Source organism: Streptomyces sp. NPDC127038 (assembly GCF_042725875.1).
Lineage (GTDB): Bacteria > Actinomycetota > Actinomycetes > Streptomycetales > Streptomycetaceae > Streptomyces.
On sequence record NZ_JBHXDQ010000002.1, the window covers coordinates 107,572 to 132,980 of the forward strand.

A 25,409-nucleotide genomic window follows, 5' to 3' on the forward strand; every position below is an offset into this window, starting at 1 on the left:
TCGCGCCCGGTCAGCCGCCCTTGACCATCCTGGTCTCGACGCCCGGGATCCCCTTGTCCCACCAGTGGTTGTACCGGCTGTACGGAGCAGGGTCGCGTTCCGCGAGCAGGGCCGCCAGTCTCTCCGCCTCCTCGGTGAGGCCGCGCCAGGCCGCCTTGCCCAGCTCGTGGAACGCGGTCAGTTCCAGCCCGTCGTCGAGGGCGCGCCACACACCGGCGACCCGGCCGTCGACGAGCAGGGTGGGCAGGATGTCGCCGTTGCGCCGGACGACGAGGGGCCGGTGGTCCTGGGACAGGACGCGCCCGGGGAGGACGTGGGCCAGGAGCGTGCTGTCCCACATCGGGAGCAGCCTCGGCGGTGCGGGGGTGTCCTCGGCGGGCACGGTGGCGTCCGGCAGGTCGTACAGGACGGCCCGGCCCGGTCCGTGAACCCGCACGACCCGGTCGCCGAGCTCGCTCAGCGCCTGCGTGATCACGGGGCGTCCCAGCAGGGTGAACCGGGCGAAGTCCCGCGCCGTCGCCGGTCCGAACGCCCGGAGATGGTCGAGCAGGAGCCGTCGTACACCGGCCGCCGCAGCTTCCTGCGTCTCCTCCCCCGGGTCGACCGGTGAGGCGAGATAGGTGTTCGGCAGTCTGAAGGACCACGGTCCGCCGGTCGGCGTGTGCTGGATCGGCGCGTACGTCCGCAGCGCCCACCACACACGCTGTGCCCGTTCACCGAAGCCTGCCGTGAACTCCCGCTCCACGTCGGCTCCGACGTGCGGGCGCGCCAAGAACGCGGCGAGTTCCGCCAGCATCCCGTCGGCGTCCTCTTCGGTCAGGTCGGTCGAGGTGTAGCGGCGGTCGTAGAGCCGCGAGGCCCGCAGGCTCCGGACCATGGCCGCGTGGTAGGGCGCGTAGTCGTCGGCGTGGACGGCGTGCAGGGTGATCCGCATGAGGGTCGCCTTGACGATCCGCCGGTCCGCGAACGCCGCGTCCAGATCCTCCGGCACGAAGCCCTCGACGCGGTTCCACAGGGCAAGGTACGGCGATGCGGGGGCCTGGGCCTGTACGGCACAGACGCGCCGGACGGCCTCCGTCACGTCCAGACGCCCGCGCTCCAGGAGCAGCTGACGGTCCAGGGTCGCCAGGGTGAGCTGTCGCTCGGTGAGGGTCACACCGGGATTATCCCGCCCCCGCGGCTCCACGCGCCCGTGGACACGAGCCCTGCCCCCGCCGACCCCTGACATGCCGTCAGGGTCGTCTCAGGGTCGAGGCGGGGACGTCACCGATGGCGGCGACCGGGGCGCGGCGAGCACGCTGTGACCATGTTGAACACGACACCCGACAGCCGTCGCCCCTCCCTCGCCCGCCGCGCCGCGCTCACCCTCGCCGGTGCCGCCGCCCTGACGGGACTGGTGGGCGCGTACACGCCGAACCACGCCTGGGCGGAGGGGAGTTCCACCGCCACCCCGGCCGCGGCCGACTTCAGCGACTGCCCCGCCCTGCCCGCCGGGGCCGACCCGTCCCGCTGGCGCTGCGAAGTCCACACCGCGGCGCCGCTGTTGACGATCGGCAAGATCCACGTGGCCCTCGCCCCGATCACCATGACCCACGCCGAAGGACCGATGCCCGACGGCACTCCGGGACAGGTCTGGGGTGCCATGCGCAGCACGCCGACCCCCGTTCCCGGCGGTCTGACCGGCACCGCGGCGGGCGACCGCGCGGGACTGCTCCGCCTGGCGATACAGCCCGTGTACGGCGGCCGATCCGACTTCTACACCGGGCAGTTCAGCCTGCGCCTGAGGCTGTCGAGCCCGCTGCTGGCGCACGGATGCACCATCGGAGCGAGCGCCCCGCTCGACTTCCGGCTCAAGCGCTCGGGGCCCTCGGTGTGGATCTCGCAGGATCCGCCCGTGATCGAGTTCTCGGCCTACGACGACAGCTTCACCGCCCCGGCCGCCGAACACTGCGGACCCCTCACACCGGCGCTCGACCGCCGCCTGGGACTGCCCGCGCCGACCGGAAATCTGATGACCTACGACGCGACCTACACGTTCCGGACCTACGACGGGCTGGTCCCTCACCCGGTGGTGTGAACTTGCAGGCCACACCCGTAGCGCCTGTCGGCGGCGGGCGTTTGGGCAGGCGTGTCCCCTCTCGACTCCACGCATCTCTCGCTCTGGCTGCTCAACCACTTCAGCACCTTCACGCTGACCGTCGCGATCGTCGGGGGAACCGTCCTCCTCGCCGTCTGCGGCAGCGTGCTGCTGCGCCGCAGATATCCCTCGGTGGCCCGCGGCGAACACAACGAGATGGTCGGGGTGACCCTCGGCATGTTCGGCGCGATCTACGGGATCATCCTCGCCTTCGTCATCGTCACCCTGTGGACCCAACTGGAGGACACCCAGACCATCGTCGCCACCGAGGCCACCGACGCGGCGCTCATCACCCGTGACGCCGCCGCGTTCCCGGCGCAGGTGCGGACCCGCCTCGACTCCACCATGAACGGATACGTCCACGCGGTCGTCGAGGACCAGTGGCCCCGGATGCGCGCGGGGAACCCGAGCTACGGAGCCACCGAAGTCCACCTCGGCGCCGCCTTCCAGGCGCTCCAGCAGTACGACCCGAAGAGCCAGAGCGAGCAGGTCTTCTACCAGGAGGCCGTGACCCACCTCAACGACGTCGCCTCCCAGCGCCGCGCCCGCATCACCATGGCCCGCCAGGAACTCCCCCCGCTGCTCCAGGTCCTGGCCTTCGGCGGCGCAATGGTCCTGGTGCCCCTCACCTTCCTCTACGGCATGCGCAAACTGAGGGTGCAGGTCCTCTTCGTCGCCTCGGTCGCCGGGCTCGTCGGCTTCAGCCTGCTCCTGGTCTTCGTCCTGGACCGCCCGTTCGCCGGCGAACTCAGCGTCAGCCCCGCCCCGTACAAGGAGGGTGCCCTGGCCCAGTACTGGACGCGGGACACCAACCCCTCGCACAGGGCGGCCGGCACACTCCCTGGACACCGGACCCTGGACACGGCACACCGGGCCGGTGACCAGAGGTCGTCGGACAGACCCTAGGGAGTCTCCACCTTCCAGCGCTGGGCCAGGGTGTCGTTGCACGACGCCAGGGTGACGTTGCCGTGGGTGGCGTCGGGGGCGAGGAGGCACAGGTGGTCGGCCTCGTTGCGGTAGCGGATGGTGCCGTCCGCATAGGTCTCGGCCAGCCAGCGCTGGCCGGCCGCGTCGAAGCCGCGTGCGTCGTCGCACGTCCGCAGCACGGCGTCGGTCCCCGACGGGGCACGCTCGCTGAGCACGCCCAGGCACCGGTTGTCACCGTCCAGACTCTGGAAGCGCACCAGGTTGTCGCTCGGCTCGATCTGCTGGATGTTCCAGCCGTAGTCCTTGCGCTCGTAGGCCAGCCAGTAGATCCACCACCACCAGGGCGGTGCGGGCTGGGTGTAGACGCCGGTGCCGGGCACCGATCCGGAACGCCGCAGGCGGCCGCCCATGAAGGCGGATTCCAGGCGCACGTTGTCGGCGGTCGTCGGCCAGTCCTTGGGCAGTCCGACGGCGCTGCTCCACCAGCGCTGGGAAACGTCGTCGGCGCTGCAGGCCGTCGCGGTCACCTGCCTGTTGGACGGCGTCAGGCAGAGCGTGGGGAAGGCCACGTTCCGCCAGAGCTGCGGTCCCCCGTTGTCCTCGTTCCACTGCGGGTCGGGCCGTGGGTCGGTGATCGTCCACTGTGCCCGTGGGTCGTCGCACGGACCGGCGACGATCCGGGCGTCGGAGACGTCCCGGCGGACGGCGGACGCCACGGAGACACAGCCCCGCGCACCCGCCTGGAGGGTGTGCGCGCCCGCGCCGGTGGTGTTCTGCCGGAACGTCTGGCTGCTGCCGAAGTCGGCGGGGCCGACGCCGAACGTCCCGTTCGGGTTCAGCTGCATCTGGTTGCCGGTGATGGTGCCCAGAGCGGCGGAGTAGGTGTGTGACGGGGTGGGTCCCTGGTCCGGCAGTGCCGTCCGGGCGTAGTGCACCTCCGCGTGGTCGGATCCGGCACCGCGCGGGACGGTCGCCCTGAAGCCGCCGGGCAGACCGTGCGTGATCGCGTAGTCCAGCTCGCTGGGCCTGTCGCCGTCGATGTACGTCGGCCGGTTGGTGCGTAGCAGGGTTTCGTCGGCGCGCAGGTGCAGGGTCCGGTCGCGGGCGTCGCTGTCGGTGCGGTTGAGGATGTCCCGGTTGAAGTCGCCGGCCAGGACCCAGCTCCGGCCGCGTTGGGCAGGCCTGGCGGCGAAGTCGCGGAGCTCGTCGAGCAGTCCGGGCCGGCCGTTGTGCTCGACCACGTCCTCGCCGCGGGCGTGGATGTTCCAGTACCACGTGTTCCCGAATCGCAGGCCCAGCAACGGACGGGCCCGGTAGCGGTTGTTCGGGGCGTTCGGGTCCGGGTCGTAGGAGGGGTTCTCGATGACTTCGACCTCGTCGGCACGGGCGTCGGTGACGGTCGCCAGGTTCACCCGGCCGCCGTCCCAGGTGTCCTGGCTGGTACCGGTGATCCTGCGGGGATCGGTCTGGAGGAAGTACACGAAGCGGCTCTCACCCCGGCCCTCCGAACCCAGCGGCCAGCGCGTGACCGTGACCACGTCGGGCTGGTTGTAAGGGCGGGTCCTGTGGAGCCGGAGCCTCTCGAAGTTGTTCTGCAGTTGGGGCCCCGGAGGCGGCGGACCGGAGCCGGCCTCCTGCAGTGCCACCACCGGATTCCGCCGGACCAGCTCGACCAGCTCCGAGTCCCAGCGGCCGCCGTTGTCGGAGCCGCGCATGTTGTACGAGGCGAAGCGGGAAGTGCCGTCACCGTTGACGGCGTGCGCGGGCGCGGCGGTCAGCGGAACGCTCAGCAGGGCCGCTGCCGCGCTGAGGACGGCGACCAGGACGGTGATCCACCGCGGTGACCGCCGTAACGCCTTCGTCGTCCACAGGTCCTGCGGACGGGATTCTCTGCTCACGGATCAAGCCTCTTCCGTCTGACCTCCGCGCCGTGCGGCGCGGAGGACTCATGGGCCCGCCGACCTCCCCGTGCGGCCCTACCGGCCGCGGGGCGGAACCGGGTCGCCTCCGATTCGTGTGTCGAGCGGGTGGTACGCGGACTGTCGGCCGGGCGATCACTTGCCCGCCGGCCAGACGAGACGGAAGATCCCTCCGGGCGGTTCAGAGCCCCGTCGATATCCGGCCCCTCATCCACACCTGGCGCCGGGTACCGGTCGACAGGCGGCGGACCAGCACGAACGCAACGACGACGCTCGCCGGTGCACTCACCACGGCGACGCGGTGCCACGGCCCCGGAACGTCAGAACAAGGCGCCCCGGCCTGGCGATATGCCACACCTGGCCGTATTGCGAGGGCACGGGGTTACGTTGTCCTTATTCGAGACGCTTCGCCGGGAAGAGGCAGGGACGGGACGACGTTCCTCATCACGGGGAGATGGGTCGCCGGGCACTGCCCGGAGGAGCACCGGCGGCCAGAACTCCCGACAGGACGTCGACGTTTGAGCTGGACTCGGGCCGTGCCTCGGGACCACCGGATTCAACTGGCCCTCGGTCAGCGGTTATTCGGATGCGGGGGTCGCTCGGTCGTCCCTAGGCTGCGCCCGCGTACCCCGGTACGGGGTCGAGTCGGCCGTCGGCGGATCGGAGTTGTTCGAGTTATGACCAGTCAGCTGTTCGCGATCTGTTTTCGCGCGGGTCGGCCGTCGGATCTGGCGCGGTTCTGGTCGGGCGTCCTGGGCTGGGGCCCGGCCGGGGCTCCGTACGATCACGGCGCTGCCGACGGCGGCGTCGTGATCGTGCCGCCCGACGGCGCCGGGTTCCGTATCCGGTTCCTGCCGAGCCAGGAGCCCAAGTCCGGCCGGAACAGGGCGCACTTCGATCTCACCAGTGCCTCCCCGGAGGCTCAGCGGCAGACGGTGGCCAGGGCCCTGGAGCTCGGCGGTGAGCACTTCGACGTGGGCCAGCGCCCCGAAGAGGGACACGTGGTGCTCGCCGACCCGGACGGCAACGAGTTCTGTGTCATCGAGGCGGGCAACAAGTTCCTCGCCGACACCGGTTTCATCGGAGCGCTGGCCTGCGACGGCACGCGGGAGGTCGGCTGCTTCTGGAGCGAGGCGCTGGGGTGGCCGCTGGTCTGGGACCAGGACCAGGAGACCGCGATCCAGTCACCGGACGGCGGCACGAAGATCACCTGGGGAGGTCCCCCGGTGGCGCCGAAGGTGGGCGTGAACCGGCTGTTCTTCGAGCTGTCGCTTCCCGACGGCGCCGCCGTCGACGCCGAGATCGACCGTCTGGTCTCGCTCGGCGCGACCCGCCCCGCCGACGGTGAGGTCCTGGGCGAGGGAGTCCTGCTGCTCGACCCCGACGGCAACGAGTTCCTCGTACGCGGCAACCGGTAGGGGCTACCGGTAGGGGCTACCGGTAGGGCAATCGGTCGGGGCAACCAGTTGCGGCCTCGTCAGGGAGTGCACCGGTCCGTCCCGGGCACGGGCTCGACCGACCCGGTGTCCGTGCCGTCGGCCGTCCGCGCCGAGGCGCCTCCCTGGCCGCGGGTAGGTCCGCGCGCCTCGGTCCGCCCAGGACGACTCCGGTCAGGACCAGGACGAGTCCGCCCAGTTGCCGCAGGGTCAGCACCTCTCCGGCGACCACCGTGCCGAGCAGTACCCCGGTGACCGGATTCAGCAGTCCGATCAGTCCGACCGTCCCCGTCGGCAGCTGCCGCAGTCCGGTGAACCAGGCGACGAAGGCGAGCGCCGTCGCGATCAGGGTGACGTAGCCGAACGCGAGCAGGGTCGGTCCGGAGAGCGCGGGCGGAGCGCCTTCGACGACGGCGGCCACGGGCAGCAGGAACACACCCCCGGCGATGAGCTGCCAGGCGGTGGAGGCGAGCACGTCGGCACCGGCGTTCCACCGTTTCGCCAGGATGAAACCGAAGGACGACACCAGCATGGCGGCCGCCGAGGCGAGGACCCCGGGCAGGCTCACGGCGTCCACCCCGGTGAGCAGCATGAGGCAGACCCCCGCGAGCCCGGTCACGGCGCCGGCCAGGTGGGCGGGCCGGGGCCGCTCGGACACCAGGGGCCAGGCGATGAGCATCATCGTCAGGGGCGCGACCGCCATGACCGTCGAGGCCACGCTCGTCGGAAGCAGCTGGGAAGCGACGTAGACGAGGACGAAGAACACGCTCATGTTGAGCAGTCCGAGCACCGCGGAGCGCCACCACCAGGCACCGTGCGGCAGCCGTCTGCGCAGCGCGAGCAGAACGAGTCCGGCGGGCAGCGCCCGCAGAGCCGCCCCGTAGAGCGGCCGGTCGGCGGGCAGGTACTCGTGCGTCACAAAATAGTTGGCTCCCCAGGCCACGGGCGCGAACGCGGTCAGGGCCACCCTTCGTATATTAGCTTCCATGGAAGCTAATATACCTTCCCGGGAAGCTACCATGGGGGCATGGAGTACGGAGAACCCCTCGACCGTGTGGCCGGCATCCAGGCGGAGTGGCGCCGCGAGCGCCCCGACGTCGATGTCACCCCCCAGGGCGTAATCGGCCGGCTGCACCGCCTGGCGGACCGCCTCGGCGAGGAGCTGCGCCTCGTCTACGAGCGCTACGGGCTCGGCGAGGGCGAGTTCGACGTGCTGTGCGCACTGCGCCGCGCCGGTGAACCCTACGAACGGGCACCGGGTGAACTCGCGGCGCACACGATGGTCACCACCGGCGCGATGACCAAGCGGATCGACCGCCTGGAGCGGGCCGGACTCGTCACCCGCCGCCGCTCCGGCGACGACCAGCGAGCCCGGATCGTGGCCCTGACCGGGCCGGGACGCGAGCTGATCGACCAGGCGTTCACGGACCACATGCGCAATGAACGCCGTCTGCTGGATCTACTGACCACGACGGAGGCCGCGTCGCTGGAGACCCTGTTGACCACCTGGCTCTCCCGGATCGAAAACCCGGGCGCTCACGGCACCGGGTGACACCCCGCTCGCCGCCAGATCGCGCCGGGCACACACCCGGCACCCGGTCCTCGTGCGGGTCCGTGCCCGTCCGGCGGGCCTGTGGCCCCCGCGGTCACGCCTCCCGCATACCGGCCAGATGCGACGCCCGCTTCAGCGCCGACGCGAACTCCGGGTTCCGCTGGAGGACGAGGATCGCCACGCTCCCGCCGTCGTGGCGCACCAGCTCGAACCGGTGGAAGGTCAGCAGCGGCGACATGTTGGACATGTGCTTCAGGACGGCGACCCGGTCCCAGGGCACGACGTGCTTCGTCTGGCCGAACAGCCCGGTGACCACGACACCGCCGGTGTGGAGGTGACACACGCGCACCCCGAGCCGCACGGACAACCAGCCCCACGCGGCCCGCAGACCGACCAGACCGACGATCACGGCCACCATGATCAGCCCTTTGGACAGCCCCCCGTCCGGCCTCTTGAAGACCAGGAATCCCAGCACGATGATGCAGAAGAGCACAGCGAACCGCCGCAACATCTGAAGCACGGCCCCGGTGACGCTCGCCATCGGATAGGTCCCGCGCCTGCCACCGAGTTCCCCCGCACCCTCGTCCCGCCTCAACGGCCCGCCCCCTCGCCACCCGCCCCTACCGCATCGAACGGGACAACTATCGTTGCGCGTCCGTTGAGTTGACAAGTCCGCACCAAAGCGGCGCACTACGACGCGATCGGCCTCGTACGGCCGTCCGCGCGGACCCCCGCCGGATACCGGGCGTACACGGCGGGCGACGTGGAGCGGCTGCGGGAGGTACTCGCCCACCGGCGGCTGGGGTTCGGACTGCGGGAGATCGCGCGACTCGCTACGAGCCCGCCGCAGGATCTCCGTCGCCGAGGCCTATCCACCAGTGCCCGTCGTCCTTCACCAGCAGCAGCTCCTGCCGCTGGCCGGTTCGTTCGTACGTCACCGTCACCGGGTTGAAGTAGGGCACGACCCCCTCCAGCACGGTGGCTTCGACGTGGCCGCCCGCCGCTCGGCCGTACTTGCGCACGTACTCGGCCGCGGTGGGCCCGGGCTGCTGGTAAGCGGGCCCGGCGAGCTCGGCGATCCCCTTCGTGTCTCCGTCCTTGAGCCGCTGCACGTAGACCCGTACGAGAGTGTCGACGTCCTCGGCCGTCTCCTGCACGTCGGGGTACGTGGACTTCTCCGCGCGCACCGTCACGTCGACCCTGGGCGCGTCGGCCAGGGCATAAGGCTCGCGGAACCAGTTCCACCACGCCCCTGCGGTGATCCCGACGACCAGCAGCCCACCGCCGAGCGAGACGGTCAACTTCTTCATGCGCACCTTCCTCCACCAGTCGGACTTGACGCGGTGGACGAGTGACCGGTTCCCGCACATGGTCGGCCGACCCAGGAACAGCCGTAGTGCAGCGCCGAAGCCGACCCGGTTCCGCGAGCGTCACAGCAGTGTTCGGAGATTCTCCGGCGCGCGCAAGGGGATCAACCGCTGTGGCGGAGGAGGCACCCCAGCTGTTCACCCTGACCAGGGAATCACGAGATCACTGACACTTCTTCAAGGCCACGTGGTACACGGTTTTGACCGTGCCGTTCGTCGAGTCCATGCCCAGGAAACTGGTGGCGCCCGGACTTGAGGTGCCGGGGTCGACCTGCAGTTCGGTGTTGATGTCGAGGTTGCTCTCCTGACCACAGGGGGCGAAGACCAGGGCGGCGACGGGCACGGTGTCGGTCGTCTGCCAGTCGCCTGTGAACCCGCCTGCGAAGTTATGGGTCTTGCTGGTGGCGGCGTTGCCCTGGAGGTGATAGCTGGCCCGCTGGGTCCCGGACGCCCCCGGCGCCAGTGACGCGAAGCCGTTGTACTGGGTGGACACGATCGCGTACGTGAGGCCACCGGGGACGTGCACGGCCAGGTCGAGCTGACAGTTCTTCCGGGAGTCGGCCGGCGCCGAGCCAGGTCCCACCTGGGCGAGGTAGTTACTGTAGGTGACGCTGAAGGCGCTGCCGTCAGGGGAGACGGCGACGGCGGCCGTCCCCTGCGGGCAGCCGGTACCGTTGGCCGCCACACTGTCGACGACGATCCGGTCGGGCGGCCGGGGCGTAGCCGCGCCAGCACCAGAGGCCGACCAGCCGAACAATGACGTGGCGACACCAGCCGCCGCGAGCGCGCGGAGTACCATGGGCTTTCCTTCACTTGTCCACGGATCCGGGGCGGGCGCCACTGTCCGAGCCCGGCCAACCGGATTTGACGTGGGCATCGCACCACGTACTGCGCACCCGCATACGTAACGTGACCGGTCAGTCACTCAATCGGCCTTCGAGGTGGAGGGCTGGTTCACCCACACGCGGGGACAGAGCGGCGCGAGCCCGGATGCGGTGGCCGGCGTGAATTCGAACAAGCCCCACGGGGCTACGCCGATGTCCAGGCCCACAGGGGCGGTGAGCAATTGTCAAACCTTGTGGGTGGGCGGTGCTTGGTGAAGAGCCGACTGCCGCTCGGCGACGAGGTTCGGCAGTCGGCGCATGTCGTGGAAGACGACGGTGGCGGGGCCTTCGAGGCGTTCGGCCGGGGTGAGGCCGGGGTGAGTCCGCCGGCATAGGCGAAGGCTCGCATGCCGGCGGCGCGGGCAGCTTGAGAACCGCTTGCGCTCGCCGGTGGCCTCGTCGGCACGACGGTCGTTCACCCGCGGGGCCGCCACCTCGACCGGGCCGGCCGCAGTTTCTCCGGTGCGGGGCCGATGATGACCGTTGCGGACCACCAGGCGGCGCCCGTGCTCGTCTCGCTCAGGGACCAACTCGGGGCAGTTGGGGAAGGCGGCCGAAGCGACCAAAGCCGTACTCGGCTCTACTGTTTGTCCGCTCGGTAGAGCTTGATGTCCTTGTTGACGAAGAGGTGCACGTAGCCGCACCGCCAGCAGATCAGACCGGTGGCGTTCTCATCGGCCCAGGCCAGCTTCATGAACTCCATGCCGGTGCTGTTCAGCAGAACACCTCGCTCTCGGAACACATCTCCTCGGCAGACCTGGCAGTTGAGCCAGACATCCCCCAGTGCTGCACGTACCGGCTTCGCCATTGCGTGAACGCCCCCGTCCTTGCCATGTGGTCGATACAGAGACTACGGGGCAGTGCGAGCGGCTCCCAATCCGCGTGACGTCGCAGTCGTAAAGCAGCGAGGTACGGCAACCGCACTGAACTACCTTGACCGGCACCAGACTTCGTAGCCTTCCTGAGTCAGAACACGTCGCGGCCGGGGCGGTCGGCTCCGCTTACGGGGCCATGATCACTCGCCCCATGGCAGGTCCCGCCCAAAGCCGCTCCACCGACCGCGCTCGTACGCTGAGCACTCCTCCGCGAGAGACGGGATCAGCGCATGTCCGGCAGATCATCGATCGGCGAAGCGGCAGACCTCCTTCGGGCGGAGCTGCGCGTGGGCCGGCTATCGGGCCCTTCAATGACCGAGGACGCATGGTCTGCCTTCATCCGCTTCGGCCGGATGCGGTTCAGCACGGCGGATTCGACCGACGCCGACGGTCTGCTGTTTCAGTATGGGGTGTACACCTTCGATGGTCCGGACGCGTTCTCACTCGACCTCACGCGCCAATTCGAAGTGCTGGACGAGGACGGCGACCATGCCCACTTCGTCCAGGTCCACTGCGAGCTGATCTACGAGCCGGTACCGGCTTTGGCCGCTCTGGGGGACTTCAGCTCTTGGTTCTTTCACGACTCAGGTGAGGATCTAGAACGGTGGCTGGAAGCCCTCACCGCTCGGGATGCCTGGGCTGCCATCCGTGAGCAGACACCCATGAAGGTCGAGGTCTACCAAGAGGCCGTCTAGGCAGCGTGCCCCCTTGCGCGCCCGGCCGAGCAGGTAGCCACGGTGACTTGCGCCACGACGTTTCTCAAGCCTTCTCCCGGCGCTTGAGCAGTGCTTTGGTCTCTTCCTGCACGATCGCGCTCCATGCAGTATGGCTATGTGAGCCAGGACCAGTGGGCGGACCGATTGGCGGCAGCGCTTCGTGACTCGGAATCGGAATCGTGGTCTCGAAGAACCGCGGCCGGCCGACAGCTTGCGGCGTGGGCCGAGCGGGAAGAGGTCGGCCCGGTCCTTGAGCGGCTCCTCCTGGACGCCCACGACACGGCAGTTACGCAGGAGACGGCGCGGGCCTTGCTCGAACGGAGGGACCTGGTCGGTCTGCGCGCGGTGCTGGCGGCGCTGTCGCGGGCCGAGGAGTGGTCGACCGTCGACCAACTGGACGGCGAGGTGTTCGGCTACCAGAGTCGGATGATCGCCGACGACCGGACGGACGAGTTCGTGGACCAGCTCGTGAGACTCGCCGCCGACAATGACAAGGGAGTCCGTGACGAAGCCCTGCGACTGTCACGACCCGGGAAGCAGCCATGAGTAAGCGTCGGTACGTGGCCAGAGGCGTGCCGGGCGGCTACCGGATCTGGGACAACAGAGGGCGCCGATGGTGGGGCGATCTCTACGAACTGTGTCCCGATCTTCTCCTGGTCGAGCTGAACGGCGCGGCCGACAGCGAAAAGATCACGGCCCTGCTCAAGAAGTACCGAGCCCAGAAGCGGTAGCGCCGGGGCCGTCTCAGCAGTTCGAGCTGTAGCGGATGCACCCGGCCGGCGGAGCATGGTCGTGCTCCCACTGCTGCTGCACGTGCCCGAGCATCACGGCGGACAGGAGAGCCACCAGGTGCGCGGTCACCGTCCAGGGCGCGCGGAAAGGTCCCGCGAGAACCACCAAAACAAGTGCCGTGACCAGCACCACCCGCAGCCTGCCCATGAACGCGAAGCTGGCGGTATCGACCTGCGCTTGGTCGCCCTGCGCGGCCCGTACCGCCAGGCCGAAATCAAGCACCCAGTCCTTCACCAGCCACGCGGTCCCGGTCAGGAACAGCGGAATCGCGAGCACAAAGTCCTGGCCCAGGGGTGTTCGGTGCGACCAGGGGCGTCGCCGCTCCGGCGCTAAGGCACTCTTCGTCATGGCTGCATGGTGCCGAGACCGGCGGTGATGCACATGAGCACCCGTACTCAACCCACTTGCGGTGGGGAATGCGGCCAGACAGGTGCGCCATCTCCGAGCCGCAACAGCAACGGCGAGTGTGTAGTGAGCTTGAAGGCGTTATGTCGGGCGATCAACTGCTCCGCCCGCCGAAGCCCTGGAAGTCTTGGGGCTATGCCTCACCAACTGCGGAAGTGGTCTCTGACCGGCGGAACAGTGGTCCAGCACATGCACTACGGGCTCAGGGTGCAGATTCCGTCCGGGGAGATTGGTGTGGTCGACCGCGTCGATATCGCTGAGGGCCATCTCGACCCCACAGAGTGGCCAGCAGTCGGTTCCGTGGTCACCGTTGTCGGTGCTGGATACGCGGGTCGTCAACTTCGGTTGAGCATTCGTCCAAGTCACCTCGAACAGGCGGGGCTCCGTGCGGCGACAGCCCTACACTCCAGCCCCGTGCCGCCCCAGAACCAGTCCGCAAGTTCCACCGATGAACAGCTGTCGATCATCGACACCCTGATCGCCCAGCCGTTCCCCGAGGGGAAGGGGGACACGAAGACGGAACACGGCTGGGGCGGGGCTGGCTTCCACATAGCCGTCCTTCGGGCGACCCAGGATTTCTGGGATGACCGAAGCTCCGAAATTGTCGAGCCAGCGGTACAGGAGCTGGAGGTCGACCTAACGGCACTGGCTGGCATTCTGACCGAGCGTTGGGGCGATCCGACCGCGGTCGACCTGTGGCTGTACCTCGGACTCGACGACCCGGACTATCCCAACACCGAGCCCGCGCCCGAGCCTTTGAGCTCTTTGAGCGGCCTCGCCATCAATCTGCTGGCATGGCGGATACCGTCCACCGGTCGTTGGCTCGGGCTCACGATCGGGCAGGGCGACAGAGAGTTCCCGTTCGAACTCCTTGCCGCTGTCAGCGAGGGATCTTCGTTCCCGCAATGAGCAGCCTCATGGCCCGACCGGGTCCGACCGATGCGGGAACGGCCAACGTCTCTTGCCAGGTGTCGAGTTCGAAGAGGTCGACAAGTCGCGTCGCGCCATCGCTAAGCAGCGTCACACAGCCAAGCGGCCCCACCAGTGCCGTCCCGGTGAAGGCTTGCTCGGCCACCCGCGGGTCGGGTTCGGCAATCCAGAAACCACCCGACCGGTTCCGCAGCCCTGTCAGGGCACGGCTGGGAACCATCCGGCCCGTTCTCCACTTGGGAAACCGTCGGCTGCCCCACGTGCCAATACGGCACCCGTCAGGCCAGCATCCACGCGCAGAGCCCGAAACCGCGGCACGGTGGACTCTTCCAGAACCGGCGATTGACCCGCCCGCCAAGTCATCAGCTGGTCCAAGGCAGGCGGATCGCTTCGATCTCTGGATCCGCGAGCAGCGCCTCAACCAGTGCGCGGGGGCCGCACACCTTGGTCCCCCAGAGGTCGTAGTCGGTGAAGACTACCCAGGAACGGTCCACGGCCCACAAGTTGGACGGAATGCAGAGGATGTCCGGGTTGTCGAAGAGCCCTTGGGCGTCGCCCAAGCGGCCGGAACGAACCTGCCCCTTCTCAAAGTCCCTTGTGACGATCGGGTTGTAGTACGCCAGGCAAGGAGTGTTCGGCCCCTGAGGGCTGTGAGCTGTAAGAAGCCGGATCAGCTGATCCCATGTCGGCCTGTCGAGACTACCTTCGGCGGGCCATTCGACGGAGTCGGGCCCAAGGCCCGCCCTCTTCCAGGAAGGGAAGCAACGATGGCAGGGGTACAGGCCCTGCGGCACGACCGGATCACCAATACGGGCGGCCAGCTCTGCCCAGCGCAGCCGCTCCCAACCCGGACCGGGATGCTCGTTTCGGCTCTGACTGTCGTTGACCGAATCGCCTGCGGCTACACCGCGTTGATACATGCCGCTGAGCACCCAGGCGGCGTCAGGCAGCGCCGGCGCCTCGTAGCCGGTGAGGCCATCGTTCTGGGCAAGCTCGGCGAGCCAGTCGGTCTCGGAAGCGAGCGCGAGAGGCCACAGGGCGAGAATGTCATCGGACATAGCGCCAGGCTACGGACCCAAGCTGCGGCCGGCGTAACCCGTCCGCGCGCTGCGCCGACGCTCGCCCTGGAAAGGGTTGGCCGGCGGCACGAGGCCAGAACCCGTCGTGGCTGGGGCGGTCGGCTCACGGCTTTAGGCAGCCACTTTTTTGGGGAAGGGAGCCTCGAAGATCATGGCCCCAACGTCGTGCTTTACCTGGCAGGTCCACAGACTGCCCGACGCGCCGGAAGCTACGGGGCCATCATCACTCCCCAAAACAGTGCCAGCGCAAAGCCGTTCCGCTGACCTCACGTAGGGTCCGGCCAACTGTCTCGAACCACCGGAGGACACCATGCCGGACCCTTTGTTGATCACGCTTGCCGATGCCCTGGCAAACCTCCTGATCTCCATCGACATGACTGATGACGATGACGTCGACCCGGACGTCTGCGTGCCGTGGTTCGAAGACATCGCGGACAAGTTCAACCAGCTCTCCGTCGAGGACAGGCACAGACTTGCCCAGATAATCCGCGAGGTGGCCAGCCGTGAGCCCGACGCCCAGAGGCAGGCGGCGCTCCTCGAAACTCCGGAACACCTCGGCCTCGAAGATCCGGATGCTGAATGAGTAGTCCGTGCCCGTTCAGTCGGGATACAGCAGGGAGTCACGGTCACTGGCGGACAGCAGGCTGCCCCAAGATCTCCATCACGACGCGGGGCGCGACTCCGGCCGCCGCGAGCAAGGTGGCGTGCCGTGCCGAGCGTCATACAGCCGGATCCACACGAAGGCCGGCGGACTCGGCGACCCGGGTGAAGGAGCGATAGACGTTCCGCGGCTCCACCTGGCGCCCGGTGCGAGTCAACGTCGTCAGCGGCAGGCTGCCGGCACCGGGCGGGAAATGGCGAGGGCGGACTGCCTGCCACGACTGAGCGGGCAACTACCCGTCTCGCAGTGCCCAGCTCAACACCGCCTTTCGCACTGGTTCTGGGAACATGAGCACCTGTGGTTCAGCTTCCACCCAGCCTGGTTCCTTCGTACTGTCGGACCGGCTCTATCAAGTGATGTTCCAGTCCGACGACCTTGAGGGGATCGTGTGCGACCGAGCCGTCTGGTCACCGATCTATGCGATCTCCGGAACGCTGGACACGACGCTGAGCGAGATCTTCATGCCCGACTACTCCCAGCGTCTTGACACGGCCAAGGAGCGCCTCCGCGTCCGCATGTACGGCGAAGCCGCCGAGGCAACAGGCCCGGACGAGAACGCCACGGCGGGTGGCTGACGCGTGGTGGTGTTCACGCACGACGGCAGCGGCGCGGCGTGGAGCGATCGGTTCTGGCTCACCCGCGACTATCTGCCCGAGGTCGCCGGGCTCGTCGCCGACTGGCCCTCGCCGGCCGAGCTGACCCGGGCGATCGAGGGCCGGGCGGAGCCGGTGCTGATTCCGTGGGACTGCGCGGACGGCTTCTTCGAGGCGCACTGGCGCCGGCCGGAGGCGTATCTGGACGCGTCCGTGCGCCGCGCCCTGTCGGTGTGGACCAGGGTCGGGCCGTGGGCCGAGGAGCGGGCCGTGACCGGACTGAGCAAGGACCTCGCCTCGGGCCGCTGGGCCGAACGCAACCGCGACATGCTCGCCCTCGACACGGCAGTACTCGGCCTGCGCCTGGTCGTGGCCTGAGACCGGCCGGACGGCACGGGGCCGAGGCACCCGACGGCACGGGGCGCGGGGCGCCCAGGGCGAAGGCCCGTACGGCACGGGGCCGGGATCCGGCACACCAGCAAGGCCAGGACTAGGACCGGCACATGGCGAAGGCAAGGAGAGTCCTCTCCTTGCCTCTCTTAACGTATAGCGCATGGGGGGCCTTGCCGCAAGGCCCCGGTCACGGCGCACAATCGTCGACCTGCGCCCCGTCCCGCGGGACGCGTGGGTGCGGCACCGGCCGGCGGAACGTCCCGACGACGCGTCGGCGGGAGGGCCTTTTGGGATCGGGAATCGGGGATCAGAAATGAGAACGTGCACGACATGGGCCCGGACGGAGCGGAAGGCGCCAGTGACGCGACCGGACATCGTGGGACGACGGAGCAGGGCGGCCTCGGAGGAATCGGCATGACCGAGCGGTACGTGATGGATCTTCACGAGGTCGACGGGACTCGGATCGCGGACGTCGGTGGCAAGGGCGCGCACCTGGGCGAGCTGTCGCGGATCGAGGGCACCCGGGTACCGGCCGGCTTCTGCGTGACGACGCAGGCCTTCGAGCGCGTTCTGGCGCGGACGCCGTCGATCGGCGGGGCGCTCGACGAGCTGGCGCGGGTGAGCGCGGACGACCGCGAGGCGATCCGCGCGCTGAGTGCCCGGATCCGCGCGGGCGTCGAGGGCACGGCCGTGCCGGCCGACATCGCGGCGGCGATCGCCGGGGCGCTGGCCCGGCTGGGCGAGGACTCGGCGTACGCGGTCCGGTCCAGCGCGACGGCGGAGGACCTCCCGACGGCCTCCTTCGCCGGCCAGCAGGACACGTATCTGAACGTCGTGGGACCGGCGGAGATCCTCCGGCACATCAGCCGGTGCTGGGCCTCGCTGTTCACCGAGCGGGCCGTGACCTACCGCCGGCGGAACGGCATCGACGACCGTACGGTCCACATGGCCGTGGTCGTGCAGCGGATGGTCCTCCCGGAGGCGTCCGGCATCCTGTTCACCGCCGACCCCGTGACGGGACACCGGAAGGTCGCCACCGTGGACGCCGGCTTCGGCCTCGGCGAGGCCCTGGTGTCCGGCCTGGTGAACCCGGACGTCTTCAAGGTGCGCGACGGCGCGGTGGTCGAGAGGACGATCGCCGCCAAGCGGCTCGCCGTCCACGCCCTGCCGGGCGGCGGCACCCGGGAGACGGCGATCGAGCCGCGGCACCAGGAGCTGCCCGCGCTGACGGATGAACAGGCCGTACGGCTGGTGGAGTTGGGGCGGCGCGTCGAGGCGCACTTCGGGCGCCCCCAGGACATCGAATGGTGCCTGGCCGACGACGGCTTCCGGATCGTCCAGAGCCGGCCCATCACGACCCTGTTCCCCGTTCCCGAGCGCGGTGACCAGGAGAACCACATCTATGTCTCGGTCGGGCACCAGCAGATGATGACCGACGCCATGAAGCCGCTGGGCCTGTCCATGTGGCAGCTCACGGCGATGGCGCCGATGCACGAGGCCGGCGGACGGCTGTTCGTCGACGCCGCGCCCCGTCTGGCCTCGCCCGCGAGCCGGGCCGCCCTCCTGGAGGTCATGGGGCGAGGGGACCCCCTGGTCAGGGACGCGCTGGAGACCGTCATCGACCACAGCGGCCTCCTCCCGTCCCTCCCGGAACCGGATCCCGTCGGACCGCCGGCGGGAGACCGGGTCGGGACGACCCCGGAAGGCCAGGGCGGACCGTCGAAGGCCGAGCCGGTCGGGACGTCGGCGGACGGTTCGGTCGAGCCGCCGGAGGAAGACCCGTGCGCCACCCCGGCCGAGGCCGATCCGGCCATCGTCACCGAACTGATCGAGCGCAGCCGTGCGTCCCTCGCGGCGCTGGAGCACGGCATCCGTTCGAAGACCGGACCGGCACTGTTCGCGTTCCTGCTGGAGGCCTTCGCCGAGCACCGGCGGGTCCTCGGTGATCCGCTGAACATCCAGGCGATCATGGCGGGGATGGAGGCCACCTGGTGGCTCAACGACAGACTGCTTGACTGGCTGGGCGAGAAGAACGCGGCCGACACGCTGACGCTGTCCGCCCCGGACAACATCACCTCGGAGATGGGTCTCGACCTGCTCGACGTCGCCGACGTGGTCCGGGCGCGGCCGGAGGTGGTGGCGTTCCTGCGGAACGTCGAGGGCGACGGGTTCCTGGACGAGCTGGCGAAGGTCGCGGGCGGGGCCGAGGCCCGCGACGCCGTCGAGGCCTATCTCGACCGGTACGGCATGCGCTGCGTCGGCGAGATCGACATCACCCGGCCGCGCTGGCGTGAACGCCCCGGAACCCTGGTTCCCGTGATCCTCGACAACGTCAGGAACTTCGAACCGGGCGCTGCCGCGCGGCGCTTCGAGCAGGGGCGCCGGAAGGCGGCGGCGAAGGAACAGGACGTGCTGGCCCGTCTGCGGGAGCTGCCGGACGGGGACCGGAGAGCCGACGCGGCCAAGCGGATGATCGACCAGGTCAGGGCCTTCGCCGGGTACCGGGAGTATCCGAAGTACGGCATCGTCAGCCGCTCCTTCGTCTACAAGCGGGCCCTGCTGGAGGAGGCCGGGCGCCTCGCCCGGGCCGGGGTGCTGCGTGAGGCCGAGGACGTCTTCTATCTGACGTTCCAGGAGTTCCAGGACGTCGCGCGCACGAACCGGGTGGATGAAGGGCTCCTGGCACGGCGCAAGGATGCGTTCCGGTCGTACGAGGCGCTCACCCCGCCCCGGGTGCTCACCTCGGACGGTGAGGCCGTCGACGGGGCGTACCGTCGCGACGACGCCCCGGCCGGCGCCCTGGTCGGTCTGCCCGTGTCCGCTGGGACCGTCGAGGGACGGGCCCGCGTGATCCTCGACATGGCGGACGCCGATCTGGAGGAGGGCGACATCCTGGTCACGCCGTTCACGGACCCGAGCTGGTCACCGCTGTTCGTCGCGGTCGCGGGGCTGGTGACGGAGGTGGGCGGTCTGATGACCCACGGCGCGGTGATCGCCCGCGAGTACGGTCTGCCGGCCGTCGTGGGCGTGGACCGGGCCACCCGGAGGATCCGGGACGGACAGCGGATCCGGGTGCACGGCACCGACGGGTACGTCGAGATCCTGACCTGACCGCCCGGGCCGGGCGAGGCGTCGGTGCCGGTCGCCGGTCCCACGTCCACGGCCCGCTCTCACGGTGCGGCCGGGTTGTCCTGGCTGTCGAGAAGCGGGCTGTGGCGTTCGGTGAGGGGGCCGACGCCCAGATCCTCACGCATGAGTCTGCGCATCCTGGCGGCCGCGACGCCACGCGCCTCCCAACGGGCGCGGTCCTCCGGGCTGTTGACCGCGGAGCCGTCGGCGTATCCCTCGCAGATGCGGCGCAGGCAGTGGAACACGCCGTCGCAGGCCTTCACGACGGGCTGGGGCGCGATCAGCCACATGCGCTCGGACGCGACCGCGATGCCCGACTCCCGGAAGGCCTCGCGCAACGCCGACGCCCGCTCGCCGTCGGAGGGGTACGGCCGCTCGGCCAGGGCACGCAGGGTCTCGCCGAGGACCTTCACGGTGGTCGTGTACTGCGTGTAGAGATCGAGCCTCAGCCGCAGGCCGTCCTTGGCCTCCTCGCGCCTCCACCGGGTCCGGTCGGCGACGACGGTGGAGCCGACACCGATCACGGCCCCGGCCAGGGTGGAGAGCAGTGGCAACCAGTCCATGCGGCCAGCTTGGGCCATCGCGTACCGGCGGCACCAGGTGCACCGGGAGAAGGGATCCTCGCCGCCGGGGCCAACCAGCTTTTCCGTGGGCGGAGTTGGAAGATGCAGCGGGCAGGAGCCGGGCGGTGACGGAGGTCCGGCCCGGGGAAGATCAACAGTCGCTGTCCGGTCGCCCAACTGGGCCGGTACGGTGCGCACATGTCCGCCTTTCTTCAGCAACTCCCGGCTCTCGTGGGCGTCGTGATCGGTGCCCTGGGTTCGTACCTGGCCCTCGTCCGCAGTGATCGCGAGCGCTTCGAACGCGACCGGGCGGACCGGTGGGACGAACGTCGTCTGGCCGTGTACTCCGAGTACGCGCGGTCGTTGAAGAAGTCGGTGACCCTCACCTACCGGGTCGCCGCCCACCTGGGCAACGACCCGCACCCGCACCCCTTGGCCCTGGCCGAGGCCGAACCGCTGCTGGCCCGGGCCACCGACGACCGCGATCCCGCCGGAGAGGCCCTGATCATGCTGGGCAGCCGTGAGGTGGTGGACCGGGCCCGGGTCTGGGTGACCGTGGTGATGGAGATGGAGCGCTTCCAGCGTGCGGGCACCCTCGACCCCCAGGCGTGGCAGGCGCTCCTGGAACGCCAGCGCCGGGGCCGCGAGGGCTACTACGCGGCCGTGCGCGAGGATCTCCGGCTGCCGCCCGGGCACCCGGGCCGATGGCTGACGACCGCGGAGACGTGACCCCGTGACACTGCCGTCGGCCGGGCCTCGGCGGCCCGGACGACGGCTACTCGCCCCACTGCCGTCCCACTTGCCCGATCACGCGCCGCAGCAGATCCCTGGCGGCCGCGATCTCCTCGGGCTCGATCCCTGCGGCGAGCAGCCGGTGGGCGGCCGCGGCCCGGTCCGTGATCCCTTCCAGTACACGGCGCCCCTGCGGAGTGAGGCCGAGGAGCGGCGAACTCCGGTGATCGGGATTGGGCCGGAAGTCGGCCAGTCCGTCGCGGGCCAGGTCGTTGGCGATGCGCTGAACCCCCTGCCGGGTGACACCCAGGCGCCGTGCGGCCCGGGCCACGGGCAGCGGCTCGTCGGAAACGGCGCTGAGCAACTGCCAACGTGCCTGCGTCTGCCCCTCGGCCGCCGCGAGCGCCTCCCCCGACCTGCGCAGCACACCGGCCGCCTCATAGATGTCGGCGACCAGCAGGGCCATCTCGTCCGGCACTCGGGACACGCCGGCCTCCTCCACTTTGACAACATGTTGTCACTCTGTACATTTGTTGTCATCCTACTCGCGGTGTCCGCTCCGCGGCGCCTCCACACCCCGACCGGGAGAGCACCATGACCCACGCGATCGACAACCTGAGGGCCGCGCTGGCGCGCGCAGAGGCCGTCCGGCCCCGGGTCGGCGGTTTCCCCCACCTCGCCGAGGCGCTGCGCCAGGCCGGCGTCACCCACTGCCGGATGGCCGTGCCGTCCAACGCGATGCTTTACCTCACCGCCGCCGGACCGGTGGCCGTCCAGGGCGAGCCCCTGATCACCGGCATGACCGACGTCCCGCCGTTCGACCCCCAAGCGCTGATCACGGCACTGCGCGCCGACCAGACCGGCCGGACGACGTTCCCCGAGTTCATCCGGGGCTGCTGGACGGCGGGCGTCGTCCGGTACGACGTCGACCTGACGGCCCGCACCTGCACCTATTTCGGCGCCGACGGCAGCTCCTACGTCGAGTCGTACGAGGCGGTCGCGCTGTAGCGTCGGGAAGGCCACTCCCGGTGCCCGTTCAAGGAGGAGAACCTTGGCTCCCGCCGATGTCACCTACGCGATCACCGGAGCCACCGGCCGCCTCGGCGGACGTGTCGCCCGCAGACTGGCCGACGCCGGCGTCGCGCAGACCCTCCTGTGCCGCACCCCGTCCCGCGCGCCGGTGCTGCCCGGCGCGGTCGCCGTGCCCGGCGCCTACGACGACGGGGACGCCCTCGCGGACGCCCTGCGCGGCACCGACCGGGTCCTGATGGTGTCGGCCTCGGAGTCCCCCGACCGGCTCCGGGACCACCGCACCTTCGTCGACGCCGCAGCCCGGGCCGGGGTCGCGCACCTGGTCTACATCTCCTTCTACGGAGCCGCACCCGACGCGACCTTCACGCTGGCCCGGGACCACTGGCACACCGAGCAGCACATCCGTGCCGCCGGAATCCCCTTCACCTTCCTGCGGGACAACCTCTACGCCGACTTCATGCCCGCCCTCGTGGGCGCCGACGGGGTCATCCGCGGACCCGCCGGTGACGGCGCGGCGGCCGTCGTCGCCCAGGACGACATCGCCGACGCCGTGGTGGCGGTGCTGCGCGACCCGCTTCCGCACACCGGCCGTACGTACGAGCTCACCGGTCCCGAGTCCCTCACCCTGACCGAAGTGGCGCGCACCCTCGGCGCCGTGGGCGGCCGGCCGGTCTCCTACGTCCCGGAGACGACCGAGGAGGCGTACGCCTCCCGCGCGGTGTACGGGGCTCCCGACTGGCAGCTCGACGCGTGGGTGTCCACCTACGCGGCCATCGCCGACGGTTCGCTCGCCACCGTGACCACCGCCGTCGAGGACCTCACGGGACACCGGCCGACGTCCCTCGACCAGCTCCTGCGGGCTTCAGCCGACGGGCCCGCCGCGCCCTGACCATCGTGGCGGCGGAGCTCAGCGGGGGACCACCCAGTCCGGGGTCCAGGTCCCGGCCGCGTCGTGACCGGTCGCCGCGGCGGCCAGGTGCGTGCGCAGGGTGGCCAGCGCCGGGTGGGGGTTGTCGCGGTGCCACAGCAGCGAGTGCGGGTAGACGGGCGTCGGGTCGGTCACCGGGATCAGGCGCAGACCGTGGCCGGCCGGCCCGACGCCGGGGGCGCCGTTCCTCGGCAGTCGCGGAAGGGTCCGCTCGCCCAGGAAGGTGGCGAGCGCCGGTGTGTCGGCGACGGTGTCGAGGAGCGCGTCGGAGCCGAAGTTGGGGCCGGTCGCCTCGATGGTGAGCCCGAACGCGGCGACGAGGTCGTCGTAGTAGGCGGCCCACTCGGTGCCGGGGACGATGCCGGGCATCCAGATCCGGTGCCCGACCAGCTCGGCGAGGGTCACCGACGCGGCTTCCGCCAGCGCGTGCGCGGGGCCGGTGAGCAGGTGGAGGGGCTCGTCGAGAACCCGTACGGACGCGATGTCCTCGGGAAGCGGCCTGCCCGGGACGGCGACCGCGCGGAAGGACGCGTCGATCTCGCCCGACCGGATGGCGGCGACGGCCTTGTCGATGTCGAAGAGCATCACCACGTCGAGGTCGACCTCGGGGTACGTACCGTGGAAGCCGCGCATGAGGCCCGAGGCCGCGCCGCGCGAGGCGATGATGTCGACGCGCAGCGGGCGGCGGGCGGTGCGCACGGACGCGACCGCCCGTTCGGAGACCCGCAGCAGCTCGCGCGCGTGGGGCAGGAACGCCTGGCCGTCGATGGTGAGCTCGGCGCCTCGTGGGGTGCGGGTGAACAGCCTCACCCCCAGGCCGCGTTCCAGCGCGGCGACGCGTTTGGAGACGGCCTGCTGGGTGACGGCCAGCTCGGCGGCGGCCTCCTGGAACCGCCCCGCGTCGGCGACGGCGACGAAGGTCCGAACGGTGTCGAGGTCCACCCACCCAGCCTAGCCCCACAACCATCGGTTGTGGCGTGAGGTCCGCCGGTTGTTTGATCCCCGGTCCCGATGCTCGCTTTGATGTCCCGGGCAAGGATCGGCGGCCCGGGTGCCGGGCGGTTCGGGTGGCCGACGGTACGAGTGACGGGCGAGGGGGCCGCGGTATGAGGAGCGGGCAGCGGCTGGGGCGGCGCTTCGGGTGGCTCTGGGGTGCCTACGGAGCCAGCGCGCTCGGCACCTGGCTCGCCTTCGGCTCGTTCGAGCTGATCGCCATCCGCGTCCTGCACGCCGGACCGGCCGTGGTGGCGGCGCTCGCCTCGGTGGGAGCCGCGGTGGGCGCGGCCGTGGCGGTGCCGCTGGGCCCGTGGGTGGAGTTCCGCCGCAAGCGGCCGGTGCTGATCGCGATGGACCTGGTACGGTTCGCGGCCCTGCTGACGGTCCCCGCCGCCTTCGCCCTCGGCGTCCTCACCTTCGTCCAGCTCCTGGTCGTGTCCGTCGTCGTCGCGGCGGCCGACATCACCTTCCGCGCCGCGTCCGGCGCGTATCTGAAGACGCTGGTACGGGCCGAGGACCTGCTGGTCGCCGGGGCCCGGTTCGAGTCGACCGCCTGGACGACCACGATCATCGGTCCACCGCTGGGCGGCGCGGCGATCGGACTTCTGGGTCCGGTGGCGACGGTGGTGGCCGACGGGGTCAGCTATCTGCTCTCCGCCCTGGGCGTCCGGGCGTCGGGCGGGCACGAACCGCGGCCCGAACGGCAGAAGGCCGCGCGGATGCGGGCCCCGGAACTGCTCGACGGCTGGCGGTACATCCTCGCCGATCCCATCCTGCGCCCGCTGTTCTTCAACACCGCCCTGTTCAACGCCCTGGTGATGGCCGCCCAGCCGCTGCTGGCCGTCCTGATGCTCGGCCGGCTCGGGTTCTCACCGTGGCAGTACGGCCTCGCGTTCGCCGCGCCCTCGATCGGCGGACTGCTCGGCTCCCGGCTGGCCCGGCCGCTGGTCACCCGGTACGGGCAGCACCGGGTCATGGTCGCCTCCGGAGCCCTGCGCGCGCTCTGGCCGATCGGCCTGGCCTTCATCGGACCGGGCACCGGAGGGCTGCTGCTGGTCATGGGGGTCGAGCTCGGGCTGATCTTCTGCTGCGGGGTGTTCAACCCGGTCTCCTCCACCTACCGCCTCGAACGCACCCGGAACGACCGGGTCACCCGCACGCTGACCGCCTGGGCGGTGACGACCAAGGCCTCGACCGCGCTGCTGACGGCACTGTGGGGCGTGCTCGGCGCACTGCTCGGCCCGCGCATCGCCGTCGCCCTGGCCGGTGCGCTCCTGCTCGCGACCCCGCTGCTCCTCCCCCGGCGGGCCGGGGTGCCCGTCACGGGGGCGGAGGTGGCGGCGGAGCGCGTCTGAGGACCTCC

The 25,409-nt window shown here is 70.3% G+C and carries 27 protein-coding genes and 5 pseudogenes; 17 read left to right on the forward strand and 15 right to left on the reverse strand.

All coding sequences use genetic code 11. The annotated features are described in order from the left end of the window. Nucleotides 1-10: 10 nt before the first annotated feature. Nucleotides 11-1,156, reverse strand: coding sequence for a winged helix DNA-binding domain-containing protein (locus ACFWI4_RS01910; RefSeq protein ID WP_387189774.1), 1,146 nt, complete (start codon nt 1,154-1,156; stop codon nt 11-13). Nucleotides 1,157-1,306: 150 nt separating this feature from the next. On the opposite strand from ACFWI4_RS01910, the gene ACFWI4_RS01915 reads away from it, so the two are divergent. Both ACFWI4_RS01915 and ACFWI4_RS01920 read left to right on the forward strand, forming a co-directional pair. Beyond that, nucleotides 1,307-2,077: a hypothetical protein gene (locus ACFWI4_RS01915; RefSeq protein WP_387189776.1), complete on the forward strand. Its 771-nt coding sequence runs from the start codon at nt 1,307-1,309 to the stop codon at nt 2,075-2,077. A gap of 51 nt (nt 2,078-2,128) precedes the next feature. Next, nucleotides 2,129-3,043: a DUF4239 domain-containing protein gene (locus tag ACFWI4_RS01920; RefSeq protein WP_387189778.1), complete on the forward strand. Its 915-nt coding sequence runs from the start codon at nt 2,129-2,131 to the stop codon at nt 3,041-3,043. Here the strand turns inward: ACFWI4_RS01920 and ACFWI4_RS01925 are convergent. Continuing rightward, nucleotides 3,040-4,962, reverse strand: a complete 1,923-nt coding sequence (locus tag ACFWI4_RS01925) for a ricin-type beta-trefoil lectin domain protein (protein ID WP_387189780.1) — start codon at nt 4,960-4,962, stop codon at nt 3,040-3,042. The genes ACFWI4_RS01920 and ACFWI4_RS01925 overlap by 4 nt on opposite strands. A gap of 698 nt (nt 4,963-5,660) precedes the next feature. Here ACFWI4_RS01925 and ACFWI4_RS01930 point away from each other — a divergent pair. Beyond that, nucleotides 5,661-6,401: a VOC family protein gene (locus ACFWI4_RS01930; RefSeq protein ID WP_387189782.1), complete on the forward strand. Its 741-nt coding sequence runs from the start codon at nt 5,661-5,663 to the stop codon at nt 6,399-6,401. 16 nt (nt 6,402-6,417) lie between these two features. Here ACFWI4_RS01930 and ACFWI4_RS01935 read toward each other — a convergent pair whose 3' ends face one another. Then, complete coding sequence (locus ACFWI4_RS01935; RefSeq protein WP_387189785.1) at nt 6,418-7,407, reverse strand: EamA family transporter; 990 nt, start codon at nt 7,405-7,407, stop codon at nt 6,418-6,420. 39 nt (nt 7,408-7,446) lie between these two features. Here ACFWI4_RS01935 and ACFWI4_RS01940 point away from each other — a divergent pair, with 39 nt between their 5' ends. Further along, entirely contained in the window at nt 7,447-7,971 is a 525-nt protein-coding gene (locus tag ACFWI4_RS01940) for a MarR family winged helix-turn-helix transcriptional regulator (protein ID WP_387189787.1), read from the forward strand. Between the two features lie 94 nt (nt 7,972-8,065). Here the strand turns inward: ACFWI4_RS01940 and ACFWI4_RS01945 are convergent, their stop codons facing one another. After that, nucleotides 8,066-8,512: a hypothetical protein gene (locus ACFWI4_RS01945; protein ID WP_387189789.1), complete on the reverse strand. Its 447-nt coding sequence runs from the start codon at nt 8,510-8,512 to the stop codon at nt 8,066-8,068. 159 nt (nt 8,513-8,671) lie between these two features. Here ACFWI4_RS01945 and ACFWI4_RS01950 point away from each other — a divergent pair. Further along, nucleotides 8,672-8,893 (forward strand): annotated as a pseudogene (locus tag ACFWI4_RS01950) (MerR family transcriptional regulator); the annotation flags it as partial. Here the strand turns inward: ACFWI4_RS01950 and ACFWI4_RS01955 are convergent. The 5 genes and pseudogenes from ACFWI4_RS01955 to ACFWI4_RS01975 all read right to left on the reverse strand — a co-directional run bounded on the left by ACFWI4_RS01955 (nt 8,805) and on the right by ACFWI4_RS01975 (nt 10,964). Further along, nucleotides 8,805-9,281 (reverse strand): hypothetical protein, encoded by a 477-nt coding sequence (locus ACFWI4_RS01955; RefSeq protein ID WP_387189791.1) that lies wholly within the window; start codon nt 9,279-9,281, stop codon nt 8,805-8,807. The pseudogene ACFWI4_RS01950 and the gene ACFWI4_RS01955 sit on opposite strands and share 89 nt — an antisense overlap. Before the next feature lie 220 nt (nt 9,282-9,501). Next, entirely contained in the window at nt 9,502-10,137 is a 636-nt protein-coding gene (locus tag ACFWI4_RS01960) for a DUF4360 domain-containing protein (protein WP_387189793.1), read from the reverse strand. Between the two features lie 270 nt (nt 10,138-10,407). After that, nucleotides 10,408-10,607: pseudogene (locus tag ACFWI4_RS01965) on the reverse strand (hypothetical protein); the annotation flags it as partial. Further along, nucleotides 10,588-10,737, reverse strand: a pseudogene (locus tag ACFWI4_RS01970) (IS256 family transposase); the annotation flags it as partial. The pseudogenes ACFWI4_RS01970 and ACFWI4_RS01965, both read right to left, overlap by 20 nt. 65 nt (nt 10,738-10,802) lie before the next feature. Next, nucleotides 10,803-10,964, reverse strand: a complete 162-nt coding sequence (locus tag ACFWI4_RS01975; RefSeq protein ID WP_387189795.1) for a hypothetical protein — start codon at nt 10,962-10,964, stop codon at nt 10,803-10,805. A 363-nt stretch (nt 10,965-11,327) separates the two neighbouring features. On the opposite strand from ACFWI4_RS01975, the gene ACFWI4_RS01980 reads away from it, so the two are divergent. The 3 genes from ACFWI4_RS01980 (at nt 11,328) to ACFWI4_RS01990 (ending at nt 12,544) form a co-directional block, all read left to right on the forward strand. After that, nucleotides 11,328-11,792 carry a hypothetical protein gene (locus ACFWI4_RS01980; RefSeq protein WP_387189798.1) on the forward strand — a complete coding sequence of 155 codons (465 nt, stop codon included), beginning with the start codon at nt 11,328-11,330 and terminating at the stop codon, nt 11,790-11,792. Nucleotides 11,793-11,915: 123 nt separating this feature from the next. After that, nucleotides 11,916-12,359 (forward strand): hypothetical protein, encoded by a 444-nt coding sequence (locus tag ACFWI4_RS01985; protein ID WP_387189801.1) that lies wholly within the window; start codon nt 11,916-11,918, stop codon nt 12,357-12,359. Then, nucleotides 12,356-12,544 carry a hypothetical protein gene (locus ACFWI4_RS01990; protein ID WP_387189803.1) on the forward strand — a complete coding sequence of 63 codons (189 nt, stop codon included), beginning with the start codon at nt 12,356-12,358 and terminating at the stop codon, nt 12,542-12,544. Before ACFWI4_RS01985 ends, ACFWI4_RS01990 begins: the two co-directional genes overlap by 4 nt. 13 nt (nt 12,545-12,557) lie before the next feature. Here the strand turns inward: ACFWI4_RS01990 and ACFWI4_RS01995 are convergent, their stop codons facing one another. Beyond that, nucleotides 12,558-12,953 (reverse strand): DUF6234 family protein, encoded by a 396-nt coding sequence (locus ACFWI4_RS01995; protein ID WP_387189806.1) that lies wholly within the window; start codon nt 12,951-12,953, stop codon nt 12,558-12,560. A 471-nt stretch (nt 12,954-13,424) separates the two neighbouring features. On the opposite strand from ACFWI4_RS01995, the gene ACFWI4_RS02000 reads away from it, so the two are divergent. Continuing rightward, complete coding sequence (locus ACFWI4_RS02000; protein WP_387189808.1) at nt 13,425-13,919, forward strand: hypothetical protein; 495 nt, start codon at nt 13,425-13,427, stop codon at nt 13,917-13,919. Nucleotides 13,920-14,302: 383 nt separating this feature from the next. On the opposite strand, the gene ACFWI4_RS02005 is transcribed toward ACFWI4_RS02000, so the two are convergent. Then, nucleotides 14,303-14,998 (reverse strand): hypothetical protein, encoded by a 696-nt coding sequence (locus ACFWI4_RS02005; protein WP_387189810.1) that lies wholly within the window; start codon nt 14,996-14,998, stop codon nt 14,303-14,305. A 346-nt stretch (nt 14,999-15,344) separates the two neighbouring features. On the opposite strand from ACFWI4_RS02005, the gene ACFWI4_RS02010 reads away from it, so the two are divergent. Continuing rightward, a complete protein-coding gene (locus ACFWI4_RS02010) occupies nt 15,345-15,602 on the forward strand; it encodes a hypothetical protein (RefSeq protein ID WP_387189812.1) in 258 nt (85 codons plus the stop codon). A gap of 52 nt (nt 15,603-15,654) precedes the next feature. Here the strand turns inward: ACFWI4_RS02010 and ACFWI4_RS02015 are convergent. Then, a pseudogene (locus ACFWI4_RS02015) lies at nt 15,655-15,834 on the reverse strand (site-specific integrase); the annotation flags it as partial. A gap of 202 nt (nt 15,835-16,036) precedes the next feature. On the opposite strand from ACFWI4_RS02015, the gene ACFWI4_RS02020 reads away from it, so the two are divergent. The 3 genes and pseudogenes from ACFWI4_RS02020 to rph all read left to right on the forward strand — a co-directional run bounded on the left by ACFWI4_RS02020 (nt 16,037) and on the right by rph (nt 19,777). Continuing rightward, nucleotides 16,037-16,255 (forward strand): hypothetical protein, encoded by a 219-nt coding sequence (locus tag ACFWI4_RS02020; RefSeq protein WP_387189814.1) that lies wholly within the window; start codon nt 16,037-16,039, stop codon nt 16,253-16,255. Beyond that, nucleotides 16,256-16,651 (forward strand): annotated as a pseudogene (locus ACFWI4_RS02025) (MerR family transcriptional regulator); the annotation flags it as partial. A gap of 429 nt (nt 16,652-17,080) precedes the next feature. After that, nucleotides 17,081-19,777 carry a rifamycin-inactivating phosphotransferase gene (gene rph, locus ACFWI4_RS02030; RefSeq protein ID WP_387189816.1) on the forward strand — a complete coding sequence of 899 codons (2,697 nt, stop codon included), beginning with the start codon at nt 17,081-17,083 and terminating at the stop codon, nt 19,775-19,777. Nucleotides 19,778-19,836: 59 nt separating this feature from the next. On the opposite strand, the gene ACFWI4_RS02035 is transcribed toward rph, so the two are convergent. Then, the gene (locus ACFWI4_RS02035; protein ID WP_387189819.1) at nt 19,837-20,358 is read right to left on the reverse strand and encodes a hypothetical protein; all 522 of its coding nucleotides are present in this window, start codon (nt 20,356-20,358) and stop codon (nt 19,837-19,839) included. Between the two features lie 198 nt (nt 20,359-20,556). On the opposite strand from ACFWI4_RS02035, the gene ACFWI4_RS02040 reads away from it, so the two are divergent. After that, complete coding sequence (locus tag ACFWI4_RS02040; protein WP_387189821.1) at nt 20,557-21,087, forward strand: hypothetical protein; 531 nt, start codon at nt 20,557-20,559, stop codon at nt 21,085-21,087. Between the two features lie 46 nt (nt 21,088-21,133). On the opposite strand, the gene ACFWI4_RS02045 is transcribed toward ACFWI4_RS02040, so the two are convergent. Beyond that, nucleotides 21,134-21,577 carry a MarR family winged helix-turn-helix transcriptional regulator gene (locus ACFWI4_RS02045; RefSeq protein WP_387189823.1) on the reverse strand — a complete coding sequence of 148 codons (444 nt, stop codon included), beginning with the start codon at nt 21,575-21,577 and terminating at the stop codon, nt 21,134-21,136. 107 nt (nt 21,578-21,684) lie between these two features. Here ACFWI4_RS02045 and ACFWI4_RS02050 point away from each other — a divergent pair, with 107 nt between their 5' ends. Further along, on the forward strand, nt 21,685-22,098 hold the full coding sequence (locus ACFWI4_RS02050) for a DUF1398 family protein (RefSeq protein ID WP_387189825.1): 414 nt from the start codon (nt 21,685-21,687) through the stop codon (nt 22,096-22,098). 43 nt (nt 22,099-22,141) lie between these two features. Continuing rightward, entirely contained in the window at nt 22,142-23,011 is an 870-nt protein-coding gene (locus ACFWI4_RS02055) for an SDR family oxidoreductase (protein ID WP_387189827.1), read from the forward strand. 18 nt (nt 23,012-23,029) lie between these two features. On the opposite strand, the gene ACFWI4_RS02060 is transcribed toward ACFWI4_RS02055, so the two are convergent. Then, nucleotides 23,030-23,992 carry a LysR family transcriptional regulator gene (locus tag ACFWI4_RS02060; protein ID WP_387189830.1) on the reverse strand — a complete coding sequence of 321 codons (963 nt, stop codon included), beginning with the start codon at nt 23,990-23,992 and terminating at the stop codon, nt 23,030-23,032. A gap of 164 nt (nt 23,993-24,156) precedes the next feature. Between ACFWI4_RS02060 and ACFWI4_RS02065 the strand changes: the two genes are divergently transcribed. Then, nucleotides 24,157-25,401: an MFS transporter gene (locus ACFWI4_RS02065; protein ID WP_387189833.1), complete on the forward strand. Its 1,245-nt coding sequence runs from the start codon at nt 24,157-24,159 to the stop codon at nt 25,399-25,401. Nucleotides 25,402-25,409: the final 8 nt, after the last annotated feature.

Coding starts and splice junctions, on each gene's coding strand:
- ACFWI4_RS01915 (WP_387189776.1), top strand. CDS start 1,307: ATGTTGAACACGACACCCGACAGCCGTCGCCCCTCCCTCGCCCGCCGC.
- ACFWI4_RS02040 (WP_387189821.1), top strand. CDS start 20,557: ATGTCCGCCTTTCTTCAGCAACTCCCGGCTCTCGTGGGCGTCGTGATC.
- ACFWI4_RS01930 (WP_387189782.1), top strand. CDS start 5,661: ATGACCAGTCAGCTGTTCGCGATCTGTTTTCGCGCGGGTCGGCCGTCG.
- ACFWI4_RS01960 (WP_387189793.1), bottom strand. CDS start 10,137: ATGGTACTCCGCGCGCTCGCGGCGGCTGGTGTCGCCACGTCATTGTTC.
- ACFWI4_RS01990 (WP_387189803.1), top strand. CDS start 12,356: ATGAGTAAGCGTCGGTACGTGGCCAGAGGCGTGCCGGGCGGCTACCGG.
- ACFWI4_RS01985 (WP_387189801.1), top strand. CDS start 11,916: ATGCAGTATGGCTATGTGAGCCAGGACCAGTGGGCGGACCGATTGGCG.
- ACFWI4_RS01940 (WP_387189787.1), top strand. CDS start 7,447: ATGGAGTACGGAGAACCCCTCGACCGTGTGGCCGGCATCCAGGCGGAG.
- ACFWI4_RS01945 (WP_387189789.1), bottom strand. CDS start 8,512: ATGGCGAGCGTCACCGGGGCCGTGCTTCAGATGTTGCGGCGGTTCGCT.
- ACFWI4_RS01995 (WP_387189806.1), bottom strand. CDS start 12,953: ATGACGAAGAGTGCCTTAGCGCCGGAGCGGCGACGCCCCTGGTCGCAC.
- rph (WP_387189816.1), top strand. CDS start 17,081: ATGACCGAGCGGTACGTGATGGATCTTCACGAGGTCGACGGGACTCGG.
- ACFWI4_RS02035 (WP_387189819.1), bottom strand. CDS start 20,358: ATGGACTGGTTGCCACTGCTCTCCACCCTGGCCGGGGCCGTGATCGGT.
- ACFWI4_RS01955 (WP_387189791.1), bottom strand. CDS start 9,281: ATGAAGAAGTTGACCGTCTCGCTCGGCGGTGGGCTGCTGGTCGTCGGG.
- ACFWI4_RS02065 (WP_387189833.1), top strand. CDS start 24,157: ATGAGGAGCGGGCAGCGGCTGGGGCGGCGCTTCGGGTGGCTCTGGGGT.
- ACFWI4_RS01980 (WP_387189798.1), top strand. CDS start 11,328: ATGTCCGGCAGATCATCGATCGGCGAAGCGGCAGACCTCCTTCGGGCG.
- ACFWI4_RS01935 (WP_387189785.1), bottom strand. CDS start 7,407: ATGGAAGCTAATATACGAAGGGTGGCCCTGACCGCGTTCGCGCCCGTG.
- ACFWI4_RS02020 (WP_387189814.1), top strand. CDS start 16,037: ATGTTCCAGTCCGACGACCTTGAGGGGATCGTGTGCGACCGAGCCGTC.
- ACFWI4_RS02005 (WP_387189810.1), bottom strand. CDS start 14,998: ATGTCCGATGACATTCTCGCCCTGTGGCCTCTCGCGCTCGCTTCCGAG.
- ACFWI4_RS02050 (WP_387189825.1), top strand. CDS start 21,685: ATGACCCACGCGATCGACAACCTGAGGGCCGCGCTGGCGCGCGCAGAG.